The organism is Lactiplantibacillus pingfangensis, assembly GCF_005404945.1.
Taxonomy (GTDB): domain Bacteria; phylum Bacillota; class Bacilli; order Lactobacillales; family Lactobacillaceae; genus Lactiplantibacillus; species Lactiplantibacillus pingfangensis.
This window is the reverse complement of record NZ_BJDG01000020.1, coordinates 42268-61346: the sequence shown is the minus strand read 5'-3', so window position 1 is coordinate 61346 and position 19079 is coordinate 42268. Positions and strand designations below refer to the sequence as shown.

Below are 19079 nucleotides of genomic sequence, written 5' to 3'. Positions count from 1 at the left end.
ATCACAACGATGGTTGGCGATTTCATGGATTGGTATAACCATTCACGCCGCCAGCCAACCTTAAAGGGCATGACCCCAGTTGAATACCGGAATCATGCCCTCAAGAAAATTGCCTAAACAATTTTAATTATTTGATTGTCTACTTGACACGGAGCCGCGCCTAACCTGGTTACGGTCTTTTTTGTTCACAAGCTTATGAAAGCGCTTTATAAACTGCTGGCAACTGTTGATGGAAGGGTTATACTAATAATTAATTAACGAAATAGTTAGGCAACGTGTTGGCTGATTGGGATGACAGAAGGGGGGTTCGGAAGATGCCAATTGGACTAAAATGGCTGCTATGGTTTCTTGGATTCACAAATGGCACACGCTGGGAATCACTACTCAAAATGATTGTCATGTGGGTTCTAGCGATGATTACCACTTGGTGGTATCTAGCTAGGACTGTTGATGATGAAGCGGTTAATGGGAGTTTAGAGCGCGTTGGTACTAAAAAAATGATTCAGGTTCTGTTAGTGCTCATGGTTGTCATGCCATTGATGCTTGGCGCAGGGACTAATTTTAGCCAATTGATTTACGCGTTTGATATTGATAACGATCTATCAAGTGACAAAGTGATGCTGGAAGGAACCTGGCCAGTGGCTACAGTCATCACCGCGAGTTTGTATGGTATCTGGGCATATGCCTGGCAGTTGGTCGTGAAATCGTTACAACGGTCTAAATTAGCGTTACGTGTCCGAATTGACCGCTATCTTAATTTTAACCGCGTTTTAAACGTTGGCGAAACTTGTTTGCTTATTGGCTCAATGGTCTTGATTGGTTTGGCGTATATGGTAGTGCAATTCATTTCGCCTAAAACAATCAAATGGCTTTTATTAGTTGAGATGGTATTATTCTTTGTCGCGTTCATCTGGATGATTTTACGAGCAGTTCGCTTGTTACGTGAATTTCGGTTAAAATGGATTAAGGCCACGATTGGTCCTAAGAAACGGGTTGAGGACTACTATCATGTGCCAACGAATGCAGAATCGTATGCGGTGATGGATGCAAATTATTGGATGCGGTTTATCCCGTTCGTCGCCATCTTGCCACTACTGGGGTGGTTTTTATGGTGGTTATTGGCGGGCTGATCCGAACCATCGTCACCAAATTAAGCTAGCGACTCAAAACAACGCCAATACAAGTGTACTGGCGTTGTTTAAGTGGTTCAATTTTACATCGGCTTTTTCGAATCAACCATCCCGGAAGTCAGTTGGTTAGTGTGACTTAGTCTGGGATTGGATTTTCGCCAATTGTTGATATTGTCCAAGCATCCAGCTTTCATAAGTTTGACCGGCTGGCAAGGTTTCAGTTACTTTAAGTACCGGAACGTTGTTTTGATGGGCAAGTTTCACCATATTATCGACAATATTACTATCGGATTGTGTGTTTTCCACAAAGAACGCAATTTGATGCTTTTTAATGGCAGTTTGCATTTGTTTAATATCTTTCGGGGAAGGATCTGAACCTTCCTCAATGGACTTGGCAAAGTGCGTATTGCTGACTTTATATCCCATCGCAGCGAGTGAATAGTCGAAAACCGGTTCACTAACGGCGACTTTTTGACTATCTGACCGTTGTTTTAACTTAGCAACTTCACGGGTCAAAGGGGTCAGACTAGTTTGATATGCTTGTGCGCGTTTGAGAAAGTATTGCTTGTGTTCTGGTTGGATTTTAGCGAGTTCCAAGGCGATTTGGTGGGCTAACTTCGGCATGGTAGTTGGGTCATACCAAACGTGCTCGTTATCGCCATCTTTTTTGCCTGCGATGGTCGTGCCAACTTGGATAACTTTAGCATTGGCGGCCTTGTTAACGATTAGCTTACTCATCCAGTCATCATAACCAATCCCATTATAAATGATCAGGCTGGCCTTGCTAGCTACCTTAGCGGTTTTAACGGTTGCCTCAAAATCATGAGGATCAATTCCGGGCCGATTAATGACGGACGTTACCTGGCCGTACTGACCGGCGACTTTTTTCGCGGCTTGGCCATAAAAGTCTAAACTGGCGATGATTCTGATTTTGCCATCTGCAGTTGGTGTGGCTTTAGTTGTGGATTGACAACCAGCTAATAGGCCGCCAAGACTGAATAATAGCACTAAACTTAGTAAGAATTTTTTCAAGGGCAGTCACGGCACTCCATTTCTAAAATTTTAAATAGTAATTGTTACTGTTTAACTTTAACGAATAATTGAATTTAAGTCAAGGTGCTAAGGAAAGTTTAATATTCGGCAAAATTGGCGCAACTTAGCGCTTAACCTGATAAAATAAGCATACGACATATTGAGGGGGAACTCAGAATGATTTTTACCATTGTCATCTTGTTACTGTTGTTGACCGCATTATTGCGCGGGTTTCACCGCGGTTTTGTGATCGAAGTGTTACATCTTGTTGGTACCGTGGCTGTGTTGATTTTTGCCCGTGTCTGTTATCAATCGTTGGGAACGACACTACGTAATCTTTTGGGTAGCCTGAACTTGATCGACGTCAGCACTGCCAGTACGTTAGTGATTAATTTAGTGTCATTTTTCATCTTAACGACGATTGGTTGGGCGGTAATCAGATTACTAGGTCGGCTGTCTCGTAAAATCACTTGGCTGCCAGTGATCAAGCAAGTGAATAGTGTTGCTGGTGGGGCTGTTTCATTTATCATTTCCTATTTAGTGATTTTTGTGGTGCTTTCGCTAGCCAATCTAATACCAACTAACTTTATCCAAACGCAAATGAGCAGTTCACCGGTAGCGTCTTTCATTGTTGAAAAAACGCCCGGATTAACGAGTCAGTCTTTGAGCCAACTATTTAAATTTGAAACGACTAGTCAAAATTCTTAAGTCCCATGAGCGATCCCGTATTAGCGTGGGTCGTTTTTTTGTCTGCTCAGCTAACTAACAGTTAGCTTGGCGAGGTACGTCCGATTAATTTAGAAAAAGCTATCGCTGACGAGTCTTTTTGGTCGGTCCGACAAGATTAGGCCACTTAGGTTCAGTTTGCCGAATCCGGGGGTAATTTGGCTGATTACTATCACTTAACCGGTCCTTCATGCTATGATTATAGTTAAAAAAAGCAGAAGAGGGATACTTATGGGAATGATTCGCATTAATAATTTGCGCTTTCACACGTTCAACGGGGTGTTACCGGAAGAACGGCGCAACGGTCAACAATTAGCGATGGATATTGCAATCAAGTATCCAATCGAAACCAAGGTCCGACACGATGATGTCCATGAGACCATTAATTACGCCGAAGTTCGGGCAGTTATGGCTGATTTCGTTGACACCCATTCTTATAAATTGATTGAATCTTTGGCTAATCAACTTTTGCAAGTGTTACTAACCAAATTTCCAACCGTTGAGGCCATCAATTTAAAAATTCGTAAATATAGTGTGCCAATGCCCGGTATTTTTGATGATGTTGAGATTGAGGTAGAAGGAACGCCTAATGGCAAGTGATGAGCGGGTCTATTTAAGCATTGGGTCCAACATCCATCCACGAGTGGCGAACATTAAACAAGCCATTACGCTGTTAAGTCAGCTAGCGGCGGTCAATGTAATTGCGCAGTCAACTTGGTATGAGACTGAGCCGTGGGGCAAGCGTGATCAGGCTAATTTTTACAACGTGTCAGTCGCCTTGACTACCACGTTGACACCACATGAGCTGTTAATGGAACTCCATGCGATTGAACATCTCGGACACCGCGAGCGCAAAGTTCATTGGGGACCACGAACGATTGATTTAGACATTATTTTCTGGGGTGCCCGTCAAATTCAGACGGCTGAGTTGACGGTTCCCCATTTACATGCAGCGGAACGTAACTTTGTGTTACGACCAACCGCAGAAATTGCCAAAAATGATCCCCAAGTTGGCCCTCAAGTACAGGCAATGACTGCCGCCAATACGGATCAAAGTTGGATTAAAAAAGTAGGAAATGTGAGTGAGTAAGATGATTGATGAAAGTAAACAAGCAACGATTCGGCACGCCGTTCGTGAGATTTTGACTGCGGTTGGGGAAGACCCTGATCGTCCTGGTTTGGTTGAAACCCCAGATCGCGTCGCCCGGATGTACGCGGAAGTCTTTGCCACCAAGACGGCGGCACCTTTTGACAACTATAAGTTATTTAAGGTGACTGAGCCAACTGAAATGGTGCTATTAAAAGATATTCCTTTCTATTCAATGTGTGAACACCATTTATTGCCATTTTTTGGGACGGTGCAAGTCGCCTATGTCCCACAAAATCAGCAAGTCATTGGCCTGAGCAAGATTCCAAGATTGATTGATTATTGTAGTCAACAACCTAATGTTCAGGAACGGCTAACGGTGTCAATTGCTAAAGAACTTCAGCGGATTTTAGACCCAGCGGGCATCGCCGTCTCGATTTCAGCGCGGCACATGTGTATGGAAATGCGTGGTGTCAGCAAACCTGGCGTCCAAACCGAAAGTAGTTATTACAGTGGTCAGTTCAAAACGGACTTAGAGCTAAAACGTGAATTTTTACAACGAATTGCAAATTAAGCAGGTGACGGCGTGGATTCAGCAACGATACAGCAACAATATGAAACGTTAGTGGGTCAGCTCAATCAAGCGATGCTCGTGACTAAACACGATCGGGTGCCGCTGTTACGGCGTATTATGGCGCATCTTGGGCAACCGGATCGCTATTTTCATGTGAGCCATTTAGCCGGGACTAACGGCAAAGGGTCAACTGGGGCAATGCTTGCCAGTATTTTGCAGGCCCAAGGTTACCGGGTCGGGCGTTTCAGTAGTCCGGCAATTAACGATGACCGCGAACAGCTACAAGTTGATGGCCAATGGATCAGTCCGGCCGATTTTATTGATACTTATCACGAAATTGTGCCAGTTTTGACTAATATGGGCTTGACCCCCGCAGCGATTTCTATTTTTGAGTGGTATTTTTTGATTGGCATGGTCTGGTTTCGAAATCAGGCTATCGACTGGGCCATTGTTGAGGCCGGCCTTGGTGGTCAATACGATGCAACTAATGCACTCGCTGGGCCGCAACTTACAATTGTTACCAAAATTGCCTTGGACCATCAAAAAATTCTCGGGAAGTCGATTACGGCGATTGCCCATAACAAATCCAAGATTATCAAACCGAAAACCCAAGTGGTGACGTTAGCCGATCAAAATCCGGCTGCACTAACCGTGTTAAAAGCTGAAGCTGACCGTCAAGGGGTGCCGCTGACCCAAGCGAAGCAGCTACAACTGACGGTTGTGCAATCAACCATTGATGGGTCAATCGTCGATGCGACGAGTGACTTGTTTACTTGGTCTAAATTACAGTTAGGCTTAGTTGGTGGCTATCAAGTTCAGAATTTAGGCTTGGTTTTGACGGCCGTGGCTGTTTTGCAACAACAGCGGGTGAAGCTTAGTGACGAAGCGATTCGAGCTGGGTTGCGGCAAGTGACCTTGCCAGGGCGGTTAACGGTATTACAGCGACAACCGTTAATCTTGGCTGATGGGGCGCATAACCCAGATGGCATGCAGGCGCTGGTCAAAAGCGTCCAGGCCTTGCTGCCACAGCGACAGTTGATCTGGGTCGTGGGTGTTTTACGCGATAAGGATTATCAAACAATGTTAACAACCTTATTGCCCGCAGCGACCGTCTTGATTACGAATACGCCAGCAAACCCTGAACGGGCGTTACCGGCAGCCCAACTGGCACAGACGGCAACCGCGTTAGACTCGCCGAACAAACCAGTGGTTTTAGTGGCGGCGGATATTCAAGCCGCGTTAAACTTAGCCCAACAAGAGGCCACTGAGAATAGCGCCATCATTGTCACCGGGTCATTTTATGTGATGCGGGAGTTGCAACAACAAGGTTGGCAGGTGTTACCAGATGACCGTTGAGTGGTTAATAGCTTCTAACAATCGTGGCAAAAGTCGTGACTTAGCGTTGTGTTTAGCGTATTACGGGCTAACTGCTGAAAACTATTTGGTCCAGGCAGAGCGGTTAGATTTTCCAGCTGAAACGACGACGAGTTACCTCGAAAATGCGCTGACGAAGGCTAAATTTGCGGCCAAAAGATTACAACGTCCCGTGATTGCGGATGATAGTGGCATTGAGGTTCCGGCGCTACCAGACGTCCTTGGTGTCACGACCGCGCGTGATTTAGGGGTGCAAACTAGTGGCGGTGATCGGAATGCTGAGATTTTGGCGGCAATGAAAAATGTGCCGGCCACAAAACGGCAAGCAGTTATGCGATCAACGTTAGCGGTCGCTTGGCCAGATGGTCGCAGCCTGACAGCCCAAGCGACGGTGGTTGGCTATATTGCTGAGCATCAAATGGGGGACTATTCGGGTGGCTTTGATCGCTTGTTTTGGCTACCACAGTATGGCCGCACTTTAGCCGAGATACCAGCGCCATGGCGACTGCCGCTAACCCATCGTGGTCAGGCAGCGCGAAAATTAGGTCAACAACTGAAGCAGATGAAAGGGTAGGGATCACAAATGTTAGTTCAAGACATCACAGGTTCTTTTGCGCGTGCCACCGACTTTGCAAGCCAAGCGTTGCGGGCACAAGCGGCGCGGCAGCAACAAGTCATTTTACAATTTAGCGATTATAATCGCGAACAGCAGCTTAAATTGACACAACTTTGTCATCAATTGGATGGGGTTGTGCAAGCGACACCCGACCAATTGACTGTGTTATTGAGTCAAGCTGCTGGTCGGTTATTGACGAAACAATGGTCACAAGTCTTTCATAATCATGCCACGGTACAGCTACAATTAACCCAAATTATGAAGCAATATGAAATTTATTGGCAGGCTGGGACACATCGGTTTAATTTAACGAAGCGGCCAATGATTTATGGCATTATGAATATCACGCCGGATTCATTTTATGATGGTGGTCGCTATGAAACGATGGACGACGTTTTGACTCACGTGGCTGAAATGTTGCAAGCTGGGGCGGATGTGATTGAAGTCAATGGTCAAACGACGCGGCCGGGTTTTAAAGAAGTCACCCCAGAAGTTGAATTAGACCGGACACTTCCTTATATTCGGGCCATCAAGAAACGTTTTCCAGAAGCGGTTTTGGCGATTGACACTTACAAATATCCCGTGATGAAAGCAGTCGTGACGGAAGGTGTCAGCATTATTAATGATGTTAATGCTTTCACTGATGACCCACGTAAGCTAGCACTAATGGCTGACAGTCGCGTTGGGTTATTGACGATGCACAGCAGTCGTGAGCAAGAATATGCTGATTTAACTGGAAGCATGCGCCATTTCTTTGAACATAATCTCGCAGAATTAACGAGTGCGGGTATTGATTTGGAACGGATCGCCTTGGATCAAGGGATTGGCTATTCAAAGGTCGCACATGGTGAACAGGATTATGTCATGATGCGCAATATTGATGAATTCAATTACTTACAACGGCCAATGATGGTTGCAATCTCACGCAAGGGTTATCTAGGCTTGCTACTGGGCTTGAAAAAGGAAGACCGACTCGCAATGACGTTGGTGACTGAAACAGCCATGATGCTTAAAGGCGGCCGGATTTTGCGGGTGCACGATGTGGCTGAAACGCAGCAGTTAGTGACATTACTGGATCGGATTGAAACAGGTTACTGGTTGGCGGCCCCACAATGATTGCCGCGGATGATTTTAATGACTTTACGGCCGATGGTGTTAAGGATTACGATGCGTATTTTGGCACGCCGACTCATGATGATCACATCTTGTTTGAGCTTTTAATTGTCGGTATTTTACAAACTGGTTTAGGCTGGCGGGTGGCGGCGAGCGAGCTACCAGTTTTACGTCGCGAAATGGCTGGTTTGCGCATTGAACAGGTGGCCGGCTTGGACGAACCGGACTGGGAACGGCTGATGCAAACGCCCGGCGTCATGCATAATGGCCGTAAACTTCATGCGATCATTCAAGATGCTCAGGCGATTGTCCATCTCCAGGCTGAATACGGCAGTTTTAGTGCCTATCTCTGGCAGTTTGTCGATGCGACACCTTTGATGATGCCAGCACCAGATGATGAATTGCCAACGCAATCACCGTTAGGGACGCGCGTGGCGAAGGATTTACATCGCCATGGGTTTACCTTTGTTGGTCCGGTTGTCACACACATGTTTTTGTTGGCGGCTGGGATAATTAAACTGAATTGAGTGAGATTGAAGTTCAATAGTGAGCCACTCAAAATAACGCCAATACACTTGTACTGGCGCTTTTTTGGTAGGCTCAATTTTACAGCGGCATTTTACGTCTCGGACGAGTTAGGTTGAGTTGTACAAAAAAGCGATCCGTATCTTGCAGTTGGCTGCAAAATATAGATCGCTATCATGACTAGTTTTAATCGTTAGTGGTGTTTTCTTCCGAGCACATAAGCACCAACGATAATGAGCAAGATGAGTAGGCCACCGCCGGCAAACCAAAGCCATGGTTGTTGTTTGCCGGTCGCTGGTTTCGTACTGTTGTTATGTTCCTGAGCGTGAGCCTTTGATAAACTGACCGGCTGAGTGAAGTTCCAATGACGGTCGCCACTGGCTAGCTTTAATTTGAGCGTGTAGCGGCCGGCCGGTAAGGGCTTATCGCCGAGTCCCATTTCTAAGTCAAACCAACTGTTGGGCGCCATCGAACGATTTTTTTGCGTTTGAGCCGCCACTTCACGGCCGTTAGCTTGTTCAAAGAGTTGCGCATGAACTTGTAAGTCACCAAATGCAATCGGCGCTAAATTGCGTAACTTGGCGACGACCATCGGCGCGGTATCAGTTTTGGAATAGACGACTTTGGTATTGGCTAAGGCCACTTTTGCGGGAATGGTCTGATTGGGCTGACACCAGAGCGCGACCGCCGTTGTCACTGCGTAACGATTAGCAAGTTGAAAGTTTTGAGCATTCCGCTTAGTACTGGCTTCACTGGTCTGTGGGTTTGTGACGAACAGCCCACCTAAAACTTCACCGCTAAACCCATTTTTCGGAATTTTGGTCTCGAAGGTGACGGTTTTGCCTTGATGAGGCGCTAAGGTGAGTGAAATCGCCTTAGAGGTCATCTTAGTAAAAGTTGTTTGTGCCGAAGGATCAGTGCGATTAGAAGGAATATAGACGATGGTGCCGGTGTCAGCGGTAGTGGCCTTGACTGGACTCACGTCAATTTTACGGCTGCTTGATCCAGGATTGGTGACTGACAGTTTCAAAACTTGGGTGCTGCCGGGAGTAACTTTGAGATTGAAATAGCCATCTTTGCTGTTTAGTTGATTATTAGGCAATAACGGAGTTACCACGAAATTTTCATCCGGTTGGGTTGCCGCCTGAGCGGGTGATGGCCTGCCGAATAATCCGGTGGCGAGTAAGCTAAGACTTAGTAAGCCCCAAATGATAGGTTTAATTTTCATGGTAATGGCCTCCAATCACCTAATTGTTGTCATTAATGTGCTGGCGTGACTGCAACGGGGGCATTTTGTAATGCCCAGTATAAAGTCGCAGTATAAGTGCCGGCTGAAATGAGTGGTTGCTTGCTGATGGTTAGCTTACTGCTAGTAGCAGTTGTTGCGGTGTTCGCGCCTTCACCACTATTAGGATCAGCGAGCCAAGCAGTTTCGGGATTACTAATCCAACCGTTCGTGACCGTGCCTTGTGATAAGGTCAAATTAAGCGGTGATGCCGTCGTGGCATTGTCCACTGAACCGATGGCTTGATTTAAGTCTAATTTCGCACTTGTGACGGTACTCGTGCCAGACGTAAATGGTCCCATTCCAACGGTCAAAGTCCAGCCGGCATGATCGCCACGATAATCACTAATATTTAGGGCACCTGTATTATTACCATCATAAGTACTGCCAGTTGTGGCGGCACTAACGGTAGCTGCTAAGGTGGTGTCCGCGGTAGCGATGTCTTTGACGTTAACACTGCCTAAAGTAATGTTTGGGACCTGATTTAAGGTTAAACTACCTGGGGCAACCGTAAACTGGGCGTTTGACGCCGCTTCTGCTGAACCAGTGGCATCCGCTACATAGCCAGTGGAGACGGTCGTTAAGTTACTAGTCGCAGTTCCTGGACCGGTTGTCGCTGCCATTGCCGCCAGTGGCGTTAGTGCAAGTAAGCTGATGGTGAGACTGCTACTGAGACGAGACATGATTTTTAATGAACGCATGATATTTTCCTCCATTCTTTTTTGAAATCAGGCTTAGATGGCTGTCTAAACTTTTACAAGCTAGCCGATACACTGTCAGTATCCAAACAATACCATGATTGTACTTGAAAACGCTGTCAGACGTTTCGTTCGGAAAACTAGCATACCAGCAATTAAAAACGTATTTTTCGATAGTTTCGTGTCCTTTTTCCAAAATAGGGCTACAGTCACCTTAAAAAGCATGTTAAGATTAGAATGTAAAAAAATGTAGGTATGCTTAACTTTTGTGTTTAGGCTATCCTATTAATTTGACGAAATTATTAATGGGGAAATAATTGTTGGAATGGGGTCGGAATTTTGAATCATAACAGAAGATTTTGCAAAGATACTTGGTTTTGGTTGGGGCTGTTGTTAGTAATTCTCGGCGCTCAAAAGGTTGCTAGGTTGACAACTAATACCGCAATAATTACGGTACTAGCGGTGCTACAAGTTATTGTTGGCAGTGCGTTGTTAATTCGTAACTTCAGAAATGTCGCTTAGCCAGGTAATTAAGTTAGAATTGGTGAGTTAATTGAAAGTTTGAGATAGTACCAGCACGGGAGAGCAGCGTGCTGGTACTATTTTTTCCCAATGGCAGCTGTTGCTCAGAAAATTTGGTTAATTTAGGGCTAATACTCGTATAATCTAATTAGTACGACTAAATCGTAGGGGGGACAAAAGTGATCAGTCGAAATAAAAATTTTTGTGCGGTGGGAATTAATTTTATCTTAGTGCCGCTGGTCTTAACCTTTTTTCCGTATTTGATTAGTTCTTTTACGCCAGCGCGTTTCGGCCAATTGGCAGATGATACTGCCATTGTGATTATTGCGTTATTACTTAATCATTATTTTTGGCATGTTCGGATTGCGTGGTTTAACCGCCAACATCCATGGCGACAATTATTACAATGCGTACCCGCAATCCTGTTTCTGTTATTTTCACGGGTAGGTTCTTGGCTAAATGTGTCGTGGCGACTGCTAAATGGTCGGATTCTGTTAACGGTTATTTTTATTGCACTGGCAGAAGAACTAGTCTTTCGGGGGTTACTACTACCATTGAGCTTGTCATTAACACCCCGACATGGCTTTTTGGCAGTGGTGATTAGCAGCGTCGGCTTTAGTGTTGCGCATATCGTCAATTTGGCACACATGTCACTTGGCGTCGTCTTGTTGCAACTGATTTTAGTCTTTGCAACGGGAATTTTATGGGGCACCGTTTATCTGACGACCCACAACTTATCGCTAACGATCCTATTGCATATTTGTGATGACTTACCGCTGTTTATGATGAAGTCGACGGGGGCACTTTCAGTTGGAAGTGCGAGTCAGATGGCACTTGCGGCAGCGATTTATGTGGGCATCGCGCTCGTTTTTTGCGGCATTGCGTTGTTACAAATTCATTGGTCAAATTTAGCCGAAGCCCGGCATTAATGATACAAAAAGGAGCGGTGACATTAGTCAGGGCTCCTTTAGTATCTCTAAATGCTTATCGTTCAATCAAATTAAATAGATGTATCGGTTGTTTCGTAATCCACTTTGCCGAGTTCAACTTGAATCGTAATGTGGGTAAGTGGAAATTGGTCGCTCAACTGTTTGTTCATCGTTTCGAGAAATTCATTGTTGTGGTCAAGGGTACTGCGGCATAGATGCACCGTCATGGCTGTTTCCGTCGTACTCATCCCCCAAATGTGTAAGTCATGTACTTGGTTGATGGTTGGCTGTGACATCAAGAAGTCATAAATTTTTGCTTGATCGATGTTGTTAGGGACAGCTTCCAGCGAATAATTCATGGCATCGCGTAATAAGCCCCAAGTCCCAATCAAAATGACGATGGCAATGAGTAACGAAATAACGGGATCCAACCAGAACCAACCAGTCTTCAAAATAACGAAGCCTGCAATCACAACGCCAATTGAAACGCCGGCATCGGCCGCCATGTGTAAGAACGCCCCTTTGATATTAAGATCATGTTTTTGACCTTTCATGAAGAGGAAGGCGGTAAAACCGTTGACTAAGACCCCAACAGCAGCCACGATAATGACATCCCATTCGGCGACCGGACCAGGATTAGCCAGGCGTTGGATAGCCTCAACCGAAATTGCGCCAATTGCGACAAGTAAAAAGACGGCGTTAAAGAGTGCTGCCAAAATTGACGAGCTTTTATAACCATAAGTATATTTCGCGTTAGCACTTTTAGTTCCGAGCCAAATTGCGAGCCAAGAAATTAAGAGCCCTAACACGTCGCTTAGGTTGTGCCCCGCATCGGCAACCAACGCTAATGAACCGCTAGCAAACCCGTAACTAGCTTCTAAAACGATAAATATTGAATTTAATAAGACGCCCACTTTGAAAGCGGTCGTTTCTTGTTGTACGGCATGTGTCTGTGCCATCTGACAACCCCACCTTTGTCCTTGAATTAAGTCTTAAAATTGCTATAATTATGAATGATTAAGCGAATACATGAATGACTGTTCATGTGTATTGTAACACCTTTACGGTAAGGCAACAATCAGAAAAATGGGGTTGCGAATGAATTCAGAATTAAAACATGACACAATTGTGAAAAACTTGACGACACTAATTCCACAAGACGACGAGTTAGGTCGGATTACGGCGATTTTTAAGGCGCTCGGTGACCCGACTAGAGCGCGAATTATTTATGCGCTGGGCGTCTCGAAACTCAGTGTGAGTGAGCTGGAGCGAGGGCTTGGGCTAACGCAGTCTAATATTTCGCATCAATTATCGGTTTTGCGCCAATTACAGTTGGTGATTGGGACGCGCAGTGGGCGAAATGTTCATTATCAGTTGGCGGATAAGCATATTATTAGTATCTTTCAACAAGTAGCGGCCCATGCTGAGGAAGCCGGAAAATAAGGCAGTCTTCGTTAATTTGAAGGCTGTTTTTGTTTGGAAAAATTAACTTAGTTATATCTAGTTTTATAGACTAGGTATCTTGATATAAAGACTATATGATGGTATGCTGTAACCAATAATCATTCGAGGTGACCAGCATGCAATCGCGACGGTATCAAATTACTAACGAAGTTTTGAATTCGGTGACGCACGGCATCGGGTTAATATTGAGTATCATTGGGTTTGTCTTCTTAATGTTGAAGGCATTTGAAGATGGTCGTCAGTTGGAATGGACCGCATTCATCATTTATGGCTGTTCCTTGCTGATTCTCTACACCTGTTCAATGCTATTTCATGGCCTATACTTTACCAAAGCTCGCGAAGTTTTTCGGATTTTTGATCATAGTGGGGTTTACATTTTGATTGCCGGGACCTATACCCCATATAGCTTATTAGCGATTAAGGGCTGGCTCGGCTGGACGATTCTGTTGACGATTTGGGCCTTAGCGATTACGGGAATTACGGCCAATGCGGTTTGGCCAGGCAAGCTACGAAAAATTGAAACGGTTATTTACGTGCTAATGGGCTGGATGTGTTTAGCCGGTGGTCGTCAACTCTGGTTGAACCTCGGTGTGACTGGTTTTTGGCTGCTAGTGGCCGGTGGCGTAGCCTTTACCTTGGGGGCCTTATTGTATAGTCTTCCTCATGTGAAGTACATCCATGTCATTTGGCACATCTTTGTGATGATTGGGACGACCTTAATGTACTTTTCAATTTATTTTTATATTTGACTTTAATGGCGCTATCTTAACCAAGGTAGCGTTTTTATTTTGTCTTCATTTTGTCACGAAAATGTAATCAGCCAGGCGTCTCTTTTTCATTGCCTTTTTAAATAAACTTCCGTAAAATGGTAGGACAGCACAAAATTTAGCGAGGTGATAAAGATGGCATACGGTTTATTATTTGGTGGCATTTTGATGGAAGTAATCGGGAGCTTTTTTCTAAAGAAAGCTAACGGGTTTCGGAACTTGATACCGACGATAATGGTGTTAGTCGGCTATTTCAGTTCGTTGGTGTTAGTCACTTTGGCGATGCAACGCCTACCATTAGGGGTAACGTATGCCATGTGGGCCGGACTCGGGACAGTGGCAACGGTGATCTTGGCCGTTGTTGTGTACCGTGAACGTCTAAGCTTAGCCCGGATAAGCGGGTTAATGGCGATCGTTATCGGTGCAATTTTATTGAACGTTTAAAAAGGGGGGCTTTACAATGCGCGCATGGATTCAATTAGTTTTAGCTATCGGGGTGGAAGTTGTTGGAACCAGCTTATTAAAGTTATCAGCTGGTTTTCGGCATCCGTTAATTGGGATTTTAGGCATGTTGTTGTACGGTTTAGCAATTTTTAGCTTTTCGCTGGTCCTCAGTCGGATTCCTTTAAGTGTCGGTTATGCCGTTTGGGCTGGCGTTGGGACGGCTTTTACTGGCTTGATTGGTATCTGGGCATTTGGTGAAGTCTTGACCGGTGCTAAAACGATTGGCTTTTTAGCCATTATCATTGGTGTGATTCTCTTAAATATTCCGGTCAAAGCAAGTGATGGTGCCGAAACGCCGACTGTGAGGCAACGCTGGCGTTCTCGCATGACCCGATAAGCGCTGGGATCACGTTGTTTACTTGATTCTATATTTAGCACAATGGCCTAAAATTAACTTTGTAAGCTGAGTCTCTTCAAATCTTACAAGGCTCAATTTTAGGCTATTTTACTGCACCTCAAAAACTGTATTCACTCATAAAGTTAAAAAAGATTTTCAGTTTAATTTATAAAGTGGTTGATAAACATTGAAATTTTTTTGTGATATATCGCAATGAAAATATTAACTTGTAATTATATGATCGACAAAAAAAAAACTTGGAGGCCTTTACTGAGTAAATATTGAAAAAATACCATTAGATAACGGATATATTATCTATAGGTTTTTAAAATAAGCAATAATTATCAAATGCTTTGAACGTTCTTTAATGTGAACGGAACTTTTGGCTTTTAGTGAATAATAGTAAATGAAAAGTCATACTGATAAAAATAAAGGATTAGTTTACAGAAATAATAGAAATAATTATATGAATAGAATTGCTAAATAATTGCTCTTGCGTGATGTGTACATTCCTGTATAGTGCTAGTTGTGGAGATGAGAAAAAAGAAGATAAACATGTTAGCAAAAAAGATTGCAATTAGCGCTGCTCTTATTCTATCAATAGCGGGATCAGGTTTAGGCTCAATATCTGCACATGCTTCAAATGTGCAAGATACTTATTGGCACAATGAATATCGACTCTGGGATCAAAATGATAATACACCATCGCGCCAAAAATATGATACAACTTCATATTATAACCGGACTGATAATATTTCTGGATATAATAATTATATTCGAATCTGGGCTGCATTGGCTGATGGGACTGCGGTGAATCAAGATCATGCATATAACACATATGAGGGTCAGGTTCTTTATCTTTGGAATTTAGCTGTTGAAAGATATGGTTCAGGTGTTTCGGTTCGAATTAATAGTACCTCTACTAAATGGTTATCAGCATCGGGTGTTTGGAGCCCTGATAGTGTCTAAGTAAAAACAATCCTCATCTCCACCATACATAATTAAAAATTTGTGAATTGGAGGAATAGTAATTGGCACTTATTTGGAATAGATTTGACAAGAAAAGTATTTACGCCTCACTTTTAATTGCACTAATTTTACCAATTACCCAGATTAATCAAAAATTAACCATTTCTGCAAGGGTGGATAATCGTTTTTGGGACTCACCCTTTACGCTTTGGATGGGCGTTGATAACTTTAGCTTTGCGACGGTTGCGTACTATTTAATAGTGCCATTGATTGCTGCATTACCGGTGGCAATGATTTTAAGACGGGATTTGGACAACGGTTTTTTAATGCAGTTGCGGATTAAGCGAAGATTAAAACCGATTCTTCGTAATTATTTAACCTGGTCCTTTATACTAGGTGGTTTAGTTGTGGCGGTGCCACTCGTGATTAACCTTGTGTCACTGGCCTTAGTTTATCCGAGTGTTTTTCCGGATAATTTGTTGAATCTGAATATTTTAGTCATTAACCAAAATACGCTATTCGTTTCACTGTATTATCATCACCCGTGGATTCATTCTTTATTAAGCATCTTGTTTGTCTTTTTCTGGGGCGGGTTATTCGCAATGTTTACGACTGCGATGTCTTTATTGTTGAAAAATCGTTTTTTGGCACTAAGCACTGGACTGTTGACTCAATTGGCCCTGATGCTTGTTCAGGAGTTTGGCATTTCCACGGGGAGCATTGCACCAGTAGACTTTATGAAACAGTCTGCTTCCTCGGGAATTAATTTAGTGGTTGTGCTTGAGGTAATGGTGTCGGCAATCGTGATTGTCATCATTTTGTGGCGGATGGGAGTTGCTAAAATTGTCAGTAGCTAGGCTAGTTAAGCAACAACTAAGATATGCACCGCGCTACTATCTGCCGGTCATGCTAGTATATGCGTTCACGATGTTGATGATTCTAGTTAAGGTGATTGCCATTGGGCAAAGTGACAAGACTTTTCTGGACGTCTATTTCAGATGGTTTGATGCCTATTTATTGGGCGTGATATTTTTACCAATGAGCGCAATGATAACATTGATGACAGTTGTCTTTCGCCCATATGATTATTTGCGATCCGGTTCAAGGAAACTACTCTATTGGCAACTCTTAATTCAAGCATTAGTGGTTCAAATAATTATCTGGATACCGTGGGCTGTGAGTACTTTAGTTAGCAGTTATGCTTTTGGTGTTATCTCCAATTATCAGGCTGGTATCATGATTGTTCTCAGTACTGTTGAAGTGTTTTGCAATCAGCTCTTTTTAGTACTTATGGGATTGATTGGCTATCTCACTTTACGGCGAAAAGTCGCGGGATTGATCGTAATTGTCAGCCTAAATTTGTTTCTTTTTTCGTTGCATTTGAATAAGATCGTGACGCCCCTCTGGAAGTTCACCCGTTCTCAGTCACCGTTAGATAAATTAGTTAATATTGTGGTGTTAGTTTTGGTGTTGTGGGTGATTTCAGAGGCTTTGTTGGCAATTATTAAGAATAGGGATTACTAGGATGAGACGTTTATTTTATACGCAAGCTTGTTATTACTATGAAATTATCAAAAAAAGGTTTTGGGGACTAACGGGGACTTATTTGATCATCGCTATCGGTTATTTTGGTCGATTACCGCGAAGAAAAAGTCTGTTAGCTGCCATTCTGACGGGACCGGATTTTGAGGCCGCTAAGCAAGGTTATGCCTATTTACCACCGTTTTGGTTGATGATAATGATTTTGCCAGCATTTATTATTGGCGATAGTTTCGGGGCGATTCAAGCTGAATTATTTTCTAAAGCGAAAGGGTTAGGCTTTTCAAAGCGCGAATTTGGGCTTAATAACCTGGTGTTGATTACAGCGACAAATTTGTGTTATCTCGCAACTATTTTGATTGCTTTGCTGATGGTTGACCTCACGACTACCGAGGCCCAAGGTTTCATCCAGAGCGGGTGGTTAACCAGTTATCAGGATTTGGGGTTAAGGCTGTTTCTCATTTTGATGTTGCTGTCATTAATTCAACAGATTTGTGGTTGGCTCAACCGTGTTTTACTGTTGTTAGTACCGATAGTAGCGCTCGTTTATACCGATTTTACGGTAGCAATGTGGAATCCGTTAAATTTAGTGCTGTGGCCCAGAATGAGACTGATTGGCAACGAGATAGTCACACTGACAATTGTTGGCTGCTTGGTGCTAGCGATTGGCTATGGCTACGTTTATGGCAAATATGAACTGAAATGAGATGAAAAAATGGTTTTAATTGAACTTGAGAATGTTAGTAAGACGATTTCCGGCAAAACGCTTTTGAATGAGGTTTCCTTCTCGGTTGAAAAAGGGACAATCACGACACTGGAAGGTATTAATGGCTCTGGAAAGACCCTTATTTTAAGAGCAGTATTAGGGCTAATGAAGGTATCTGGTAAGGTTATCGTCGCGCAAACCAACGTCTTAGTGAGTGGGCGATATCCGGTTCGAGCAGGGGTGCTAATCGAGAGCCCGAGTTTGCTCACGGAATTTTCGGCGCTAAAAAACTTACAATTAATTGCCGACTTATTGGGAGATGTGGATGATGAGGCTATCAAGGAATTACTAGTGCAGTTTGATTTGCCGACTGATAAAAAGACGAAGGTCAAGAAGTTTTCCTTAGGAATGAAGCAGAAGCTAGGAATTGCGCAAGCGATGCTCGGCGGTTGCGACTTGATTGTTTTGGATGAACCAACAAATGCCTTAGATGAAGAAAGCATTGCCAAACTGATTGTCACAATTGAACGACTTCGGGAAAATGGCTCAACCTTTCTAATTACGTCACACGATCGCGATTTCATCGAAGCCATCACCACTCGCAGAATTGGTGTTAGAGATGGAGCAGTCTATGACCTGGACTAAAAAACATAGCGGTCTCTTGGCGGTTGTGCTACTGTTTGTGTTTGCGGGATTGGCAATAAGACAGTATCAAACGGTTAATGTGGTCGGTAACCGGCCCATCCGTGAGCAATTTTTTGCCAAAAATCAATTAGTGAAAAACGAGTCGGTCAATTTTAGCATCACCAATGTCAAGACGAAGACCGTTGGTAATGTGCGACATGTTACGGTCACAATGAACTTACAACAACTTAAGCCTAGTCACTATGGCAATATGAAAGGAAATCGCAATATTACGCATGGAATGTGGCTTAATGTGCCGTATGGATTTAGCAATATGAGTACCCCGATGCAGCATCCTGATGGGCACGTTTTCTCTAAGCTTGAAGTCAACAGTCCGCAGAAAAAAACGGCGGTTTTCAACTTTACGACGCGAGCTGATGACTATAAATTACGGAATGAACCAGCGAGACTGAGTATCCTGATACCAGATAATGATAGATTTACTGGGTTCACAAAATATTCAATGCTACTTGGCTAGACGGTTTAGTCTAAACGACA

The 19079-nt window shown here is 43.7% G+C and carries 25 protein-coding genes; 21 read left to right on the top strand and 4 right to left on the bottom strand.

Annotation, left to right across the window (positions count from 1 at the left end; genetic code table 11):
- Positions 1-9 precede the first annotated feature (9 nt).
- Together FFM74_RS09910 and FFM74_RS09905 are read left to right on the top strand one after the other, a co-directional pair.
- The gene (locus FFM74_RS09910) at positions 10-117 is read left to right on the top strand and encodes an IS3 family transposase (protein ID WP_223877190.1); all 108 of its coding nucleotides are present in this window, start codon (positions 10-12) and stop codon (positions 115-117) included.
- 197 nt (positions 118-314) lie between these two features.
- Positions 315-1130, top strand: coding sequence for a hypothetical protein (locus FFM74_RS09905; RefSeq protein WP_137626475.1), 816 nt, complete (start codon positions 315-317; stop codon positions 1128-1130).
- Between the two features lie 126 nt (positions 1131-1256).
- Here the strand turns inward: FFM74_RS09905 and FFM74_RS09900 are convergent, their stop codons facing one another.
- Complete coding sequence (locus FFM74_RS09900) at positions 1257-2162, bottom strand: metal ABC transporter solute-binding protein, Zn/Mn family (protein ID WP_414672080.1); 906 nt, start codon at positions 2160-2162, stop codon at positions 1257-1259.
- 177 nt (positions 2163-2339) lie between these two features.
- Between FFM74_RS09900 and FFM74_RS09895 the strand changes: the two genes are divergently transcribed.
- The 8 genes from FFM74_RS09895 to FFM74_RS09860 all read left to right on the top strand — a co-directional run bounded on the left by FFM74_RS09895 (position 2340) and on the right by FFM74_RS09860 (position 8179).
- The gene (locus FFM74_RS09895; RefSeq protein WP_137626473.1) at positions 2340-2870 is read left to right on the top strand and encodes a CvpA family protein; all 531 of its coding nucleotides are present in this window, start codon (positions 2340-2342) and stop codon (positions 2868-2870) included.
- A gap of 249 nt (positions 2871-3119) precedes the next feature.
- A complete protein-coding gene (gene folB / locus FFM74_RS09890) occupies positions 3120-3488 on the top strand; it encodes a dihydroneopterin aldolase (RefSeq protein WP_137626472.1) in 369 nt (122 codons plus the stop codon).
- Positions 3478-3978, top strand: coding sequence for a 2-amino-4-hydroxy-6-hydroxymethyldihydropteridine diphosphokinase (gene folK, locus FFM74_RS09885; protein ID WP_137626471.1), 501 nt, complete (start codon positions 3478-3480; stop codon positions 3976-3978). The genes folB and folK overlap by 11 nt, the downstream gene beginning before the upstream one ends.
- 1 nt (position 3979) lies before the next feature.
- Positions 3980-4549: a GTP cyclohydrolase I FolE gene (folE, locus tag FFM74_RS09880; protein WP_137626477.1), complete on the top strand. Its 570-nt coding sequence runs from the start codon at positions 3980-3982 to the stop codon at positions 4547-4549.
- A 12-nt stretch (positions 4550-4561) separates the two neighbouring features.
- Entirely contained in the window at positions 4562-5905 is a 1344-nt protein-coding gene (locus FFM74_RS09875) for a bifunctional folylpolyglutamate synthase/dihydrofolate synthase (RefSeq protein ID WP_137626470.1), read from the top strand.
- Complete coding sequence (locus FFM74_RS09870) at positions 5895-6497, top strand: non-canonical purine NTP pyrophosphatase (RefSeq protein ID WP_137626469.1); 603 nt, start codon at positions 5895-5897, stop codon at positions 6495-6497. The genes FFM74_RS09875 and FFM74_RS09870 overlap by 11 nt, the downstream gene beginning before the upstream one ends.
- 9 nt (positions 6498-6506) lie before the next feature.
- Positions 6507-7655 carry a dihydropteroate synthase gene (gene folP / locus FFM74_RS09865; protein ID WP_137626468.1) on the top strand — a complete coding sequence of 383 codons (1149 nt, stop codon included), beginning with the start codon at positions 6507-6509 and terminating at the stop codon, positions 7653-7655.
- Complete coding sequence (locus FFM74_RS09860; protein ID WP_137626467.1) at positions 7652-8179, top strand: DNA-3-methyladenine glycosylase I; 528 nt, start codon at positions 7652-7654, stop codon at positions 8177-8179. The genes folP and FFM74_RS09860 overlap by 4 nt, the downstream gene beginning before the upstream one ends.
- A gap of 191 nt (positions 8180-8370) precedes the next feature.
- On the opposite strand, the gene FFM74_RS09855 is transcribed toward FFM74_RS09860, so the two are convergent.
- Complete coding sequence (locus FFM74_RS09855; protein ID WP_137626466.1) at positions 8371-9405, bottom strand: WxLIP family cell surface protein; 1035 nt, start codon at positions 9403-9405, stop codon at positions 8371-8373.
- A gap of 32 nt (positions 9406-9437) precedes the next feature.
- On the bottom strand, positions 9438-10163 hold the full coding sequence (locus FFM74_RS09850; protein WP_137626465.1) for a WxL domain-containing protein: 726 nt from the start codon (positions 10161-10163) through the stop codon (positions 9438-9440).
- 698 nt (positions 10164-10861) lie between these two features.
- Here FFM74_RS09850 and FFM74_RS09845 point away from each other — a divergent pair.
- Positions 10862-11611, top strand: a complete 750-nt coding sequence (locus FFM74_RS09845) for a CPBP family intramembrane glutamic endopeptidase (RefSeq protein ID WP_171000712.1) — start codon at positions 10862-10864, stop codon at positions 11609-11611.
- Between the two features lie 71 nt (positions 11612-11682).
- Here the strand turns inward: FFM74_RS09845 and FFM74_RS09840 are convergent, their stop codons facing one another.
- A complete protein-coding gene (locus FFM74_RS09840) occupies positions 11683-12570 on the bottom strand; it encodes a cation diffusion facilitator family transporter (protein ID WP_137626463.1) in 888 nt (295 codons plus the stop codon).
- A gap of 139 nt (positions 12571-12709) precedes the next feature.
- Here FFM74_RS09840 and FFM74_RS09835 point away from each other — a divergent pair, with 139 nt between their 5' ends.
- From FFM74_RS09835 to FFM74_RS09790, 10 genes are all read left to right on the top strand, one after another.
- Positions 12710-13054 (top strand): ArsR/SmtB family transcription factor, encoded by a 345-nt coding sequence (locus tag FFM74_RS09835; RefSeq protein ID WP_137626462.1) that lies wholly within the window; start codon positions 12710-12712, stop codon positions 13052-13054.
- 137 nt (positions 13055-13191) lie between these two features.
- Positions 13192-13824 (top strand): PAQR family membrane homeostasis protein TrhA, encoded by a 633-nt coding sequence (gene trhA / locus FFM74_RS09830; protein WP_137626461.1) that lies wholly within the window; start codon positions 13192-13194, stop codon positions 13822-13824.
- A gap of 153 nt (positions 13825-13977) precedes the next feature.
- Positions 13978-14286: a DMT family transporter gene (locus FFM74_RS09825; RefSeq protein WP_137626460.1), complete on the top strand. Its 309-nt coding sequence runs from the start codon at positions 13978-13980 to the stop codon at positions 14284-14286.
- A 16-nt stretch (positions 14287-14302) separates the two neighbouring features.
- Positions 14303-14683 carry a DMT family transporter gene (locus FFM74_RS09820; protein ID WP_137626459.1) on the top strand — a complete coding sequence of 127 codons (381 nt, stop codon included), beginning with the start codon at positions 14303-14305 and terminating at the stop codon, positions 14681-14683.
- Between the two features lie 534 nt (positions 14684-15217).
- Positions 15218-15652, top strand: a complete 435-nt coding sequence (locus FFM74_RS09815; RefSeq protein ID WP_223877213.1) for a hypothetical protein — start codon at positions 15218-15220, stop codon at positions 15650-15652.
- Positions 15653-15714: 62 nt separating this feature from the next.
- The gene (locus FFM74_RS09810; protein ID WP_137626457.1) at positions 15715-16509 is read left to right on the top strand and encodes a hypothetical protein; all 795 of its coding nucleotides are present in this window, start codon (positions 15715-15717) and stop codon (positions 16507-16509) included.
- Positions 16496-17176, top strand: coding sequence for a hypothetical protein (locus FFM74_RS09805; RefSeq protein ID WP_137626456.1), 681 nt, complete (start codon positions 16496-16498; stop codon positions 17174-17176). The genes FFM74_RS09810 and FFM74_RS09805 overlap by 14 nt, the downstream gene beginning before the upstream one ends.
- Before the next feature lies 1 nt (position 17177).
- Positions 17178-17897 carry a hypothetical protein gene (locus FFM74_RS09800; protein ID WP_137626455.1) on the top strand — a complete coding sequence of 240 codons (720 nt, stop codon included), beginning with the start codon at positions 17178-17180 and terminating at the stop codon, positions 17895-17897.
- 9 nt (positions 17898-17906) lie between these two features.
- A complete protein-coding gene (locus FFM74_RS09795; protein WP_137626454.1) occupies positions 17907-18542 on the top strand; it encodes an ATP-binding cassette domain-containing protein in 636 nt (211 codons plus the stop codon).
- Complete coding sequence (locus tag FFM74_RS09790; protein WP_137626453.1) at positions 18529-19059, top strand: hypothetical protein; 531 nt, start codon at positions 18529-18531, stop codon at positions 19057-19059. The genes FFM74_RS09795 and FFM74_RS09790 overlap by 14 nt, the downstream gene beginning before the upstream one ends.
- Positions 19060-19079: the final 20 nt, after the last annotated feature.

Excerpts from the sequence above, each read along its gene's own strand:
- FFM74_RS09910 (WP_223877190.1), top strand. The coding sequence starts at position 10 with ATGGTTGGCGATTTCATGGATTGGTATAACCATTCACGCCGCCAGCCA.
- FFM74_RS09905 (WP_137626475.1), top strand. The coding sequence starts at position 315 with ATGCCAATTGGACTAAAATGGCTGCTATGGTTTCTTGGATTCACAAAT.
- FFM74_RS09895 (WP_137626473.1), top strand. The coding sequence starts at position 2,340 with ATGATTTTTACCATTGTCATCTTGTTACTGTTGTTGACCGCATTATTG.
- folB (WP_137626472.1), top strand. The coding sequence starts at position 3,120 with ATGGGAATGATTCGCATTAATAATTTGCGCTTTCACACGTTCAACGGG.
- folK (WP_137626471.1), top strand. The coding sequence starts at position 3,478 with ATGGCAAGTGATGAGCGGGTCTATTTAAGCATTGGGTCCAACATCCAT.
- folE (WP_137626477.1), top strand. The coding sequence starts at position 3,980 with ATGATTGATGAAAGTAAACAAGCAACGATTCGGCACGCCGTTCGTGAG.
- FFM74_RS09870 (WP_137626469.1), top strand. The coding sequence starts at position 5,895 with ATGACCGTTGAGTGGTTAATAGCTTCTAACAATCGTGGCAAAAGTCGT.
- folP (WP_137626468.1), top strand. The coding sequence starts at position 6,507 with ATGTTAGTTCAAGACATCACAGGTTCTTTTGCGCGTGCCACCGACTTT.
- FFM74_RS09860 (WP_137626467.1), top strand. The coding sequence starts at position 7,652 with ATGATTGCCGCGGATGATTTTAATGACTTTACGGCCGATGGTGTTAAG.
- FFM74_RS09855 (WP_137626466.1), bottom strand. The coding sequence starts at position 9,405 with ATGAAAATTAAACCTATCATTTGGGGCTTACTAAGTCTTAGCTTACTC.
- FFM74_RS09850 (WP_137626465.1), bottom strand. The coding sequence starts at position 10,163 with ATGCGTTCATTAAAAATCATGTCTCGTCTCAGTAGCAGTCTCACCATC.
- FFM74_RS09840 (WP_137626463.1), bottom strand. The coding sequence starts at position 12,570 with ATGGCACAGACACATGCCGTACAACAAGAAACGACCGCTTTCAAAGTG.
- FFM74_RS09835 (WP_137626462.1), top strand. The coding sequence starts at position 12,710 with ATGAATTCAGAATTAAAACATGACACAATTGTGAAAAACTTGACGACA.
- trhA (WP_137626461.1), top strand. The coding sequence starts at position 13,192 with ATGCAATCGCGACGGTATCAAATTACTAACGAAGTTTTGAATTCGGTG.
- FFM74_RS09825 (WP_137626460.1), top strand. The coding sequence starts at position 13,978 with ATGGCATACGGTTTATTATTTGGTGGCATTTTGATGGAAGTAATCGGG.
- FFM74_RS09820 (WP_137626459.1), top strand. The coding sequence starts at position 14,303 with ATGCGCGCATGGATTCAATTAGTTTTAGCTATCGGGGTGGAAGTTGTT.
- FFM74_RS09815 (WP_223877213.1), top strand. The coding sequence starts at position 15,218 with ATGAGAAAAAAGAAGATAAACATGTTAGCAAAAAAGATTGCAATTAGC.
- FFM74_RS09800 (WP_137626455.1), top strand. The coding sequence starts at position 17,178 with ATGAGACGTTTATTTTATACGCAAGCTTGTTATTACTATGAAATTATC.
- FFM74_RS09795 (WP_137626454.1), top strand. The coding sequence starts at position 17,907 with ATGGTTTTAATTGAACTTGAGAATGTTAGTAAGACGATTTCCGGCAAA.
- FFM74_RS09790 (WP_137626453.1), top strand. The coding sequence starts at position 18,529 with ATGACCTGGACTAAAAAACATAGCGGTCTCTTGGCGGTTGTGCTACTG.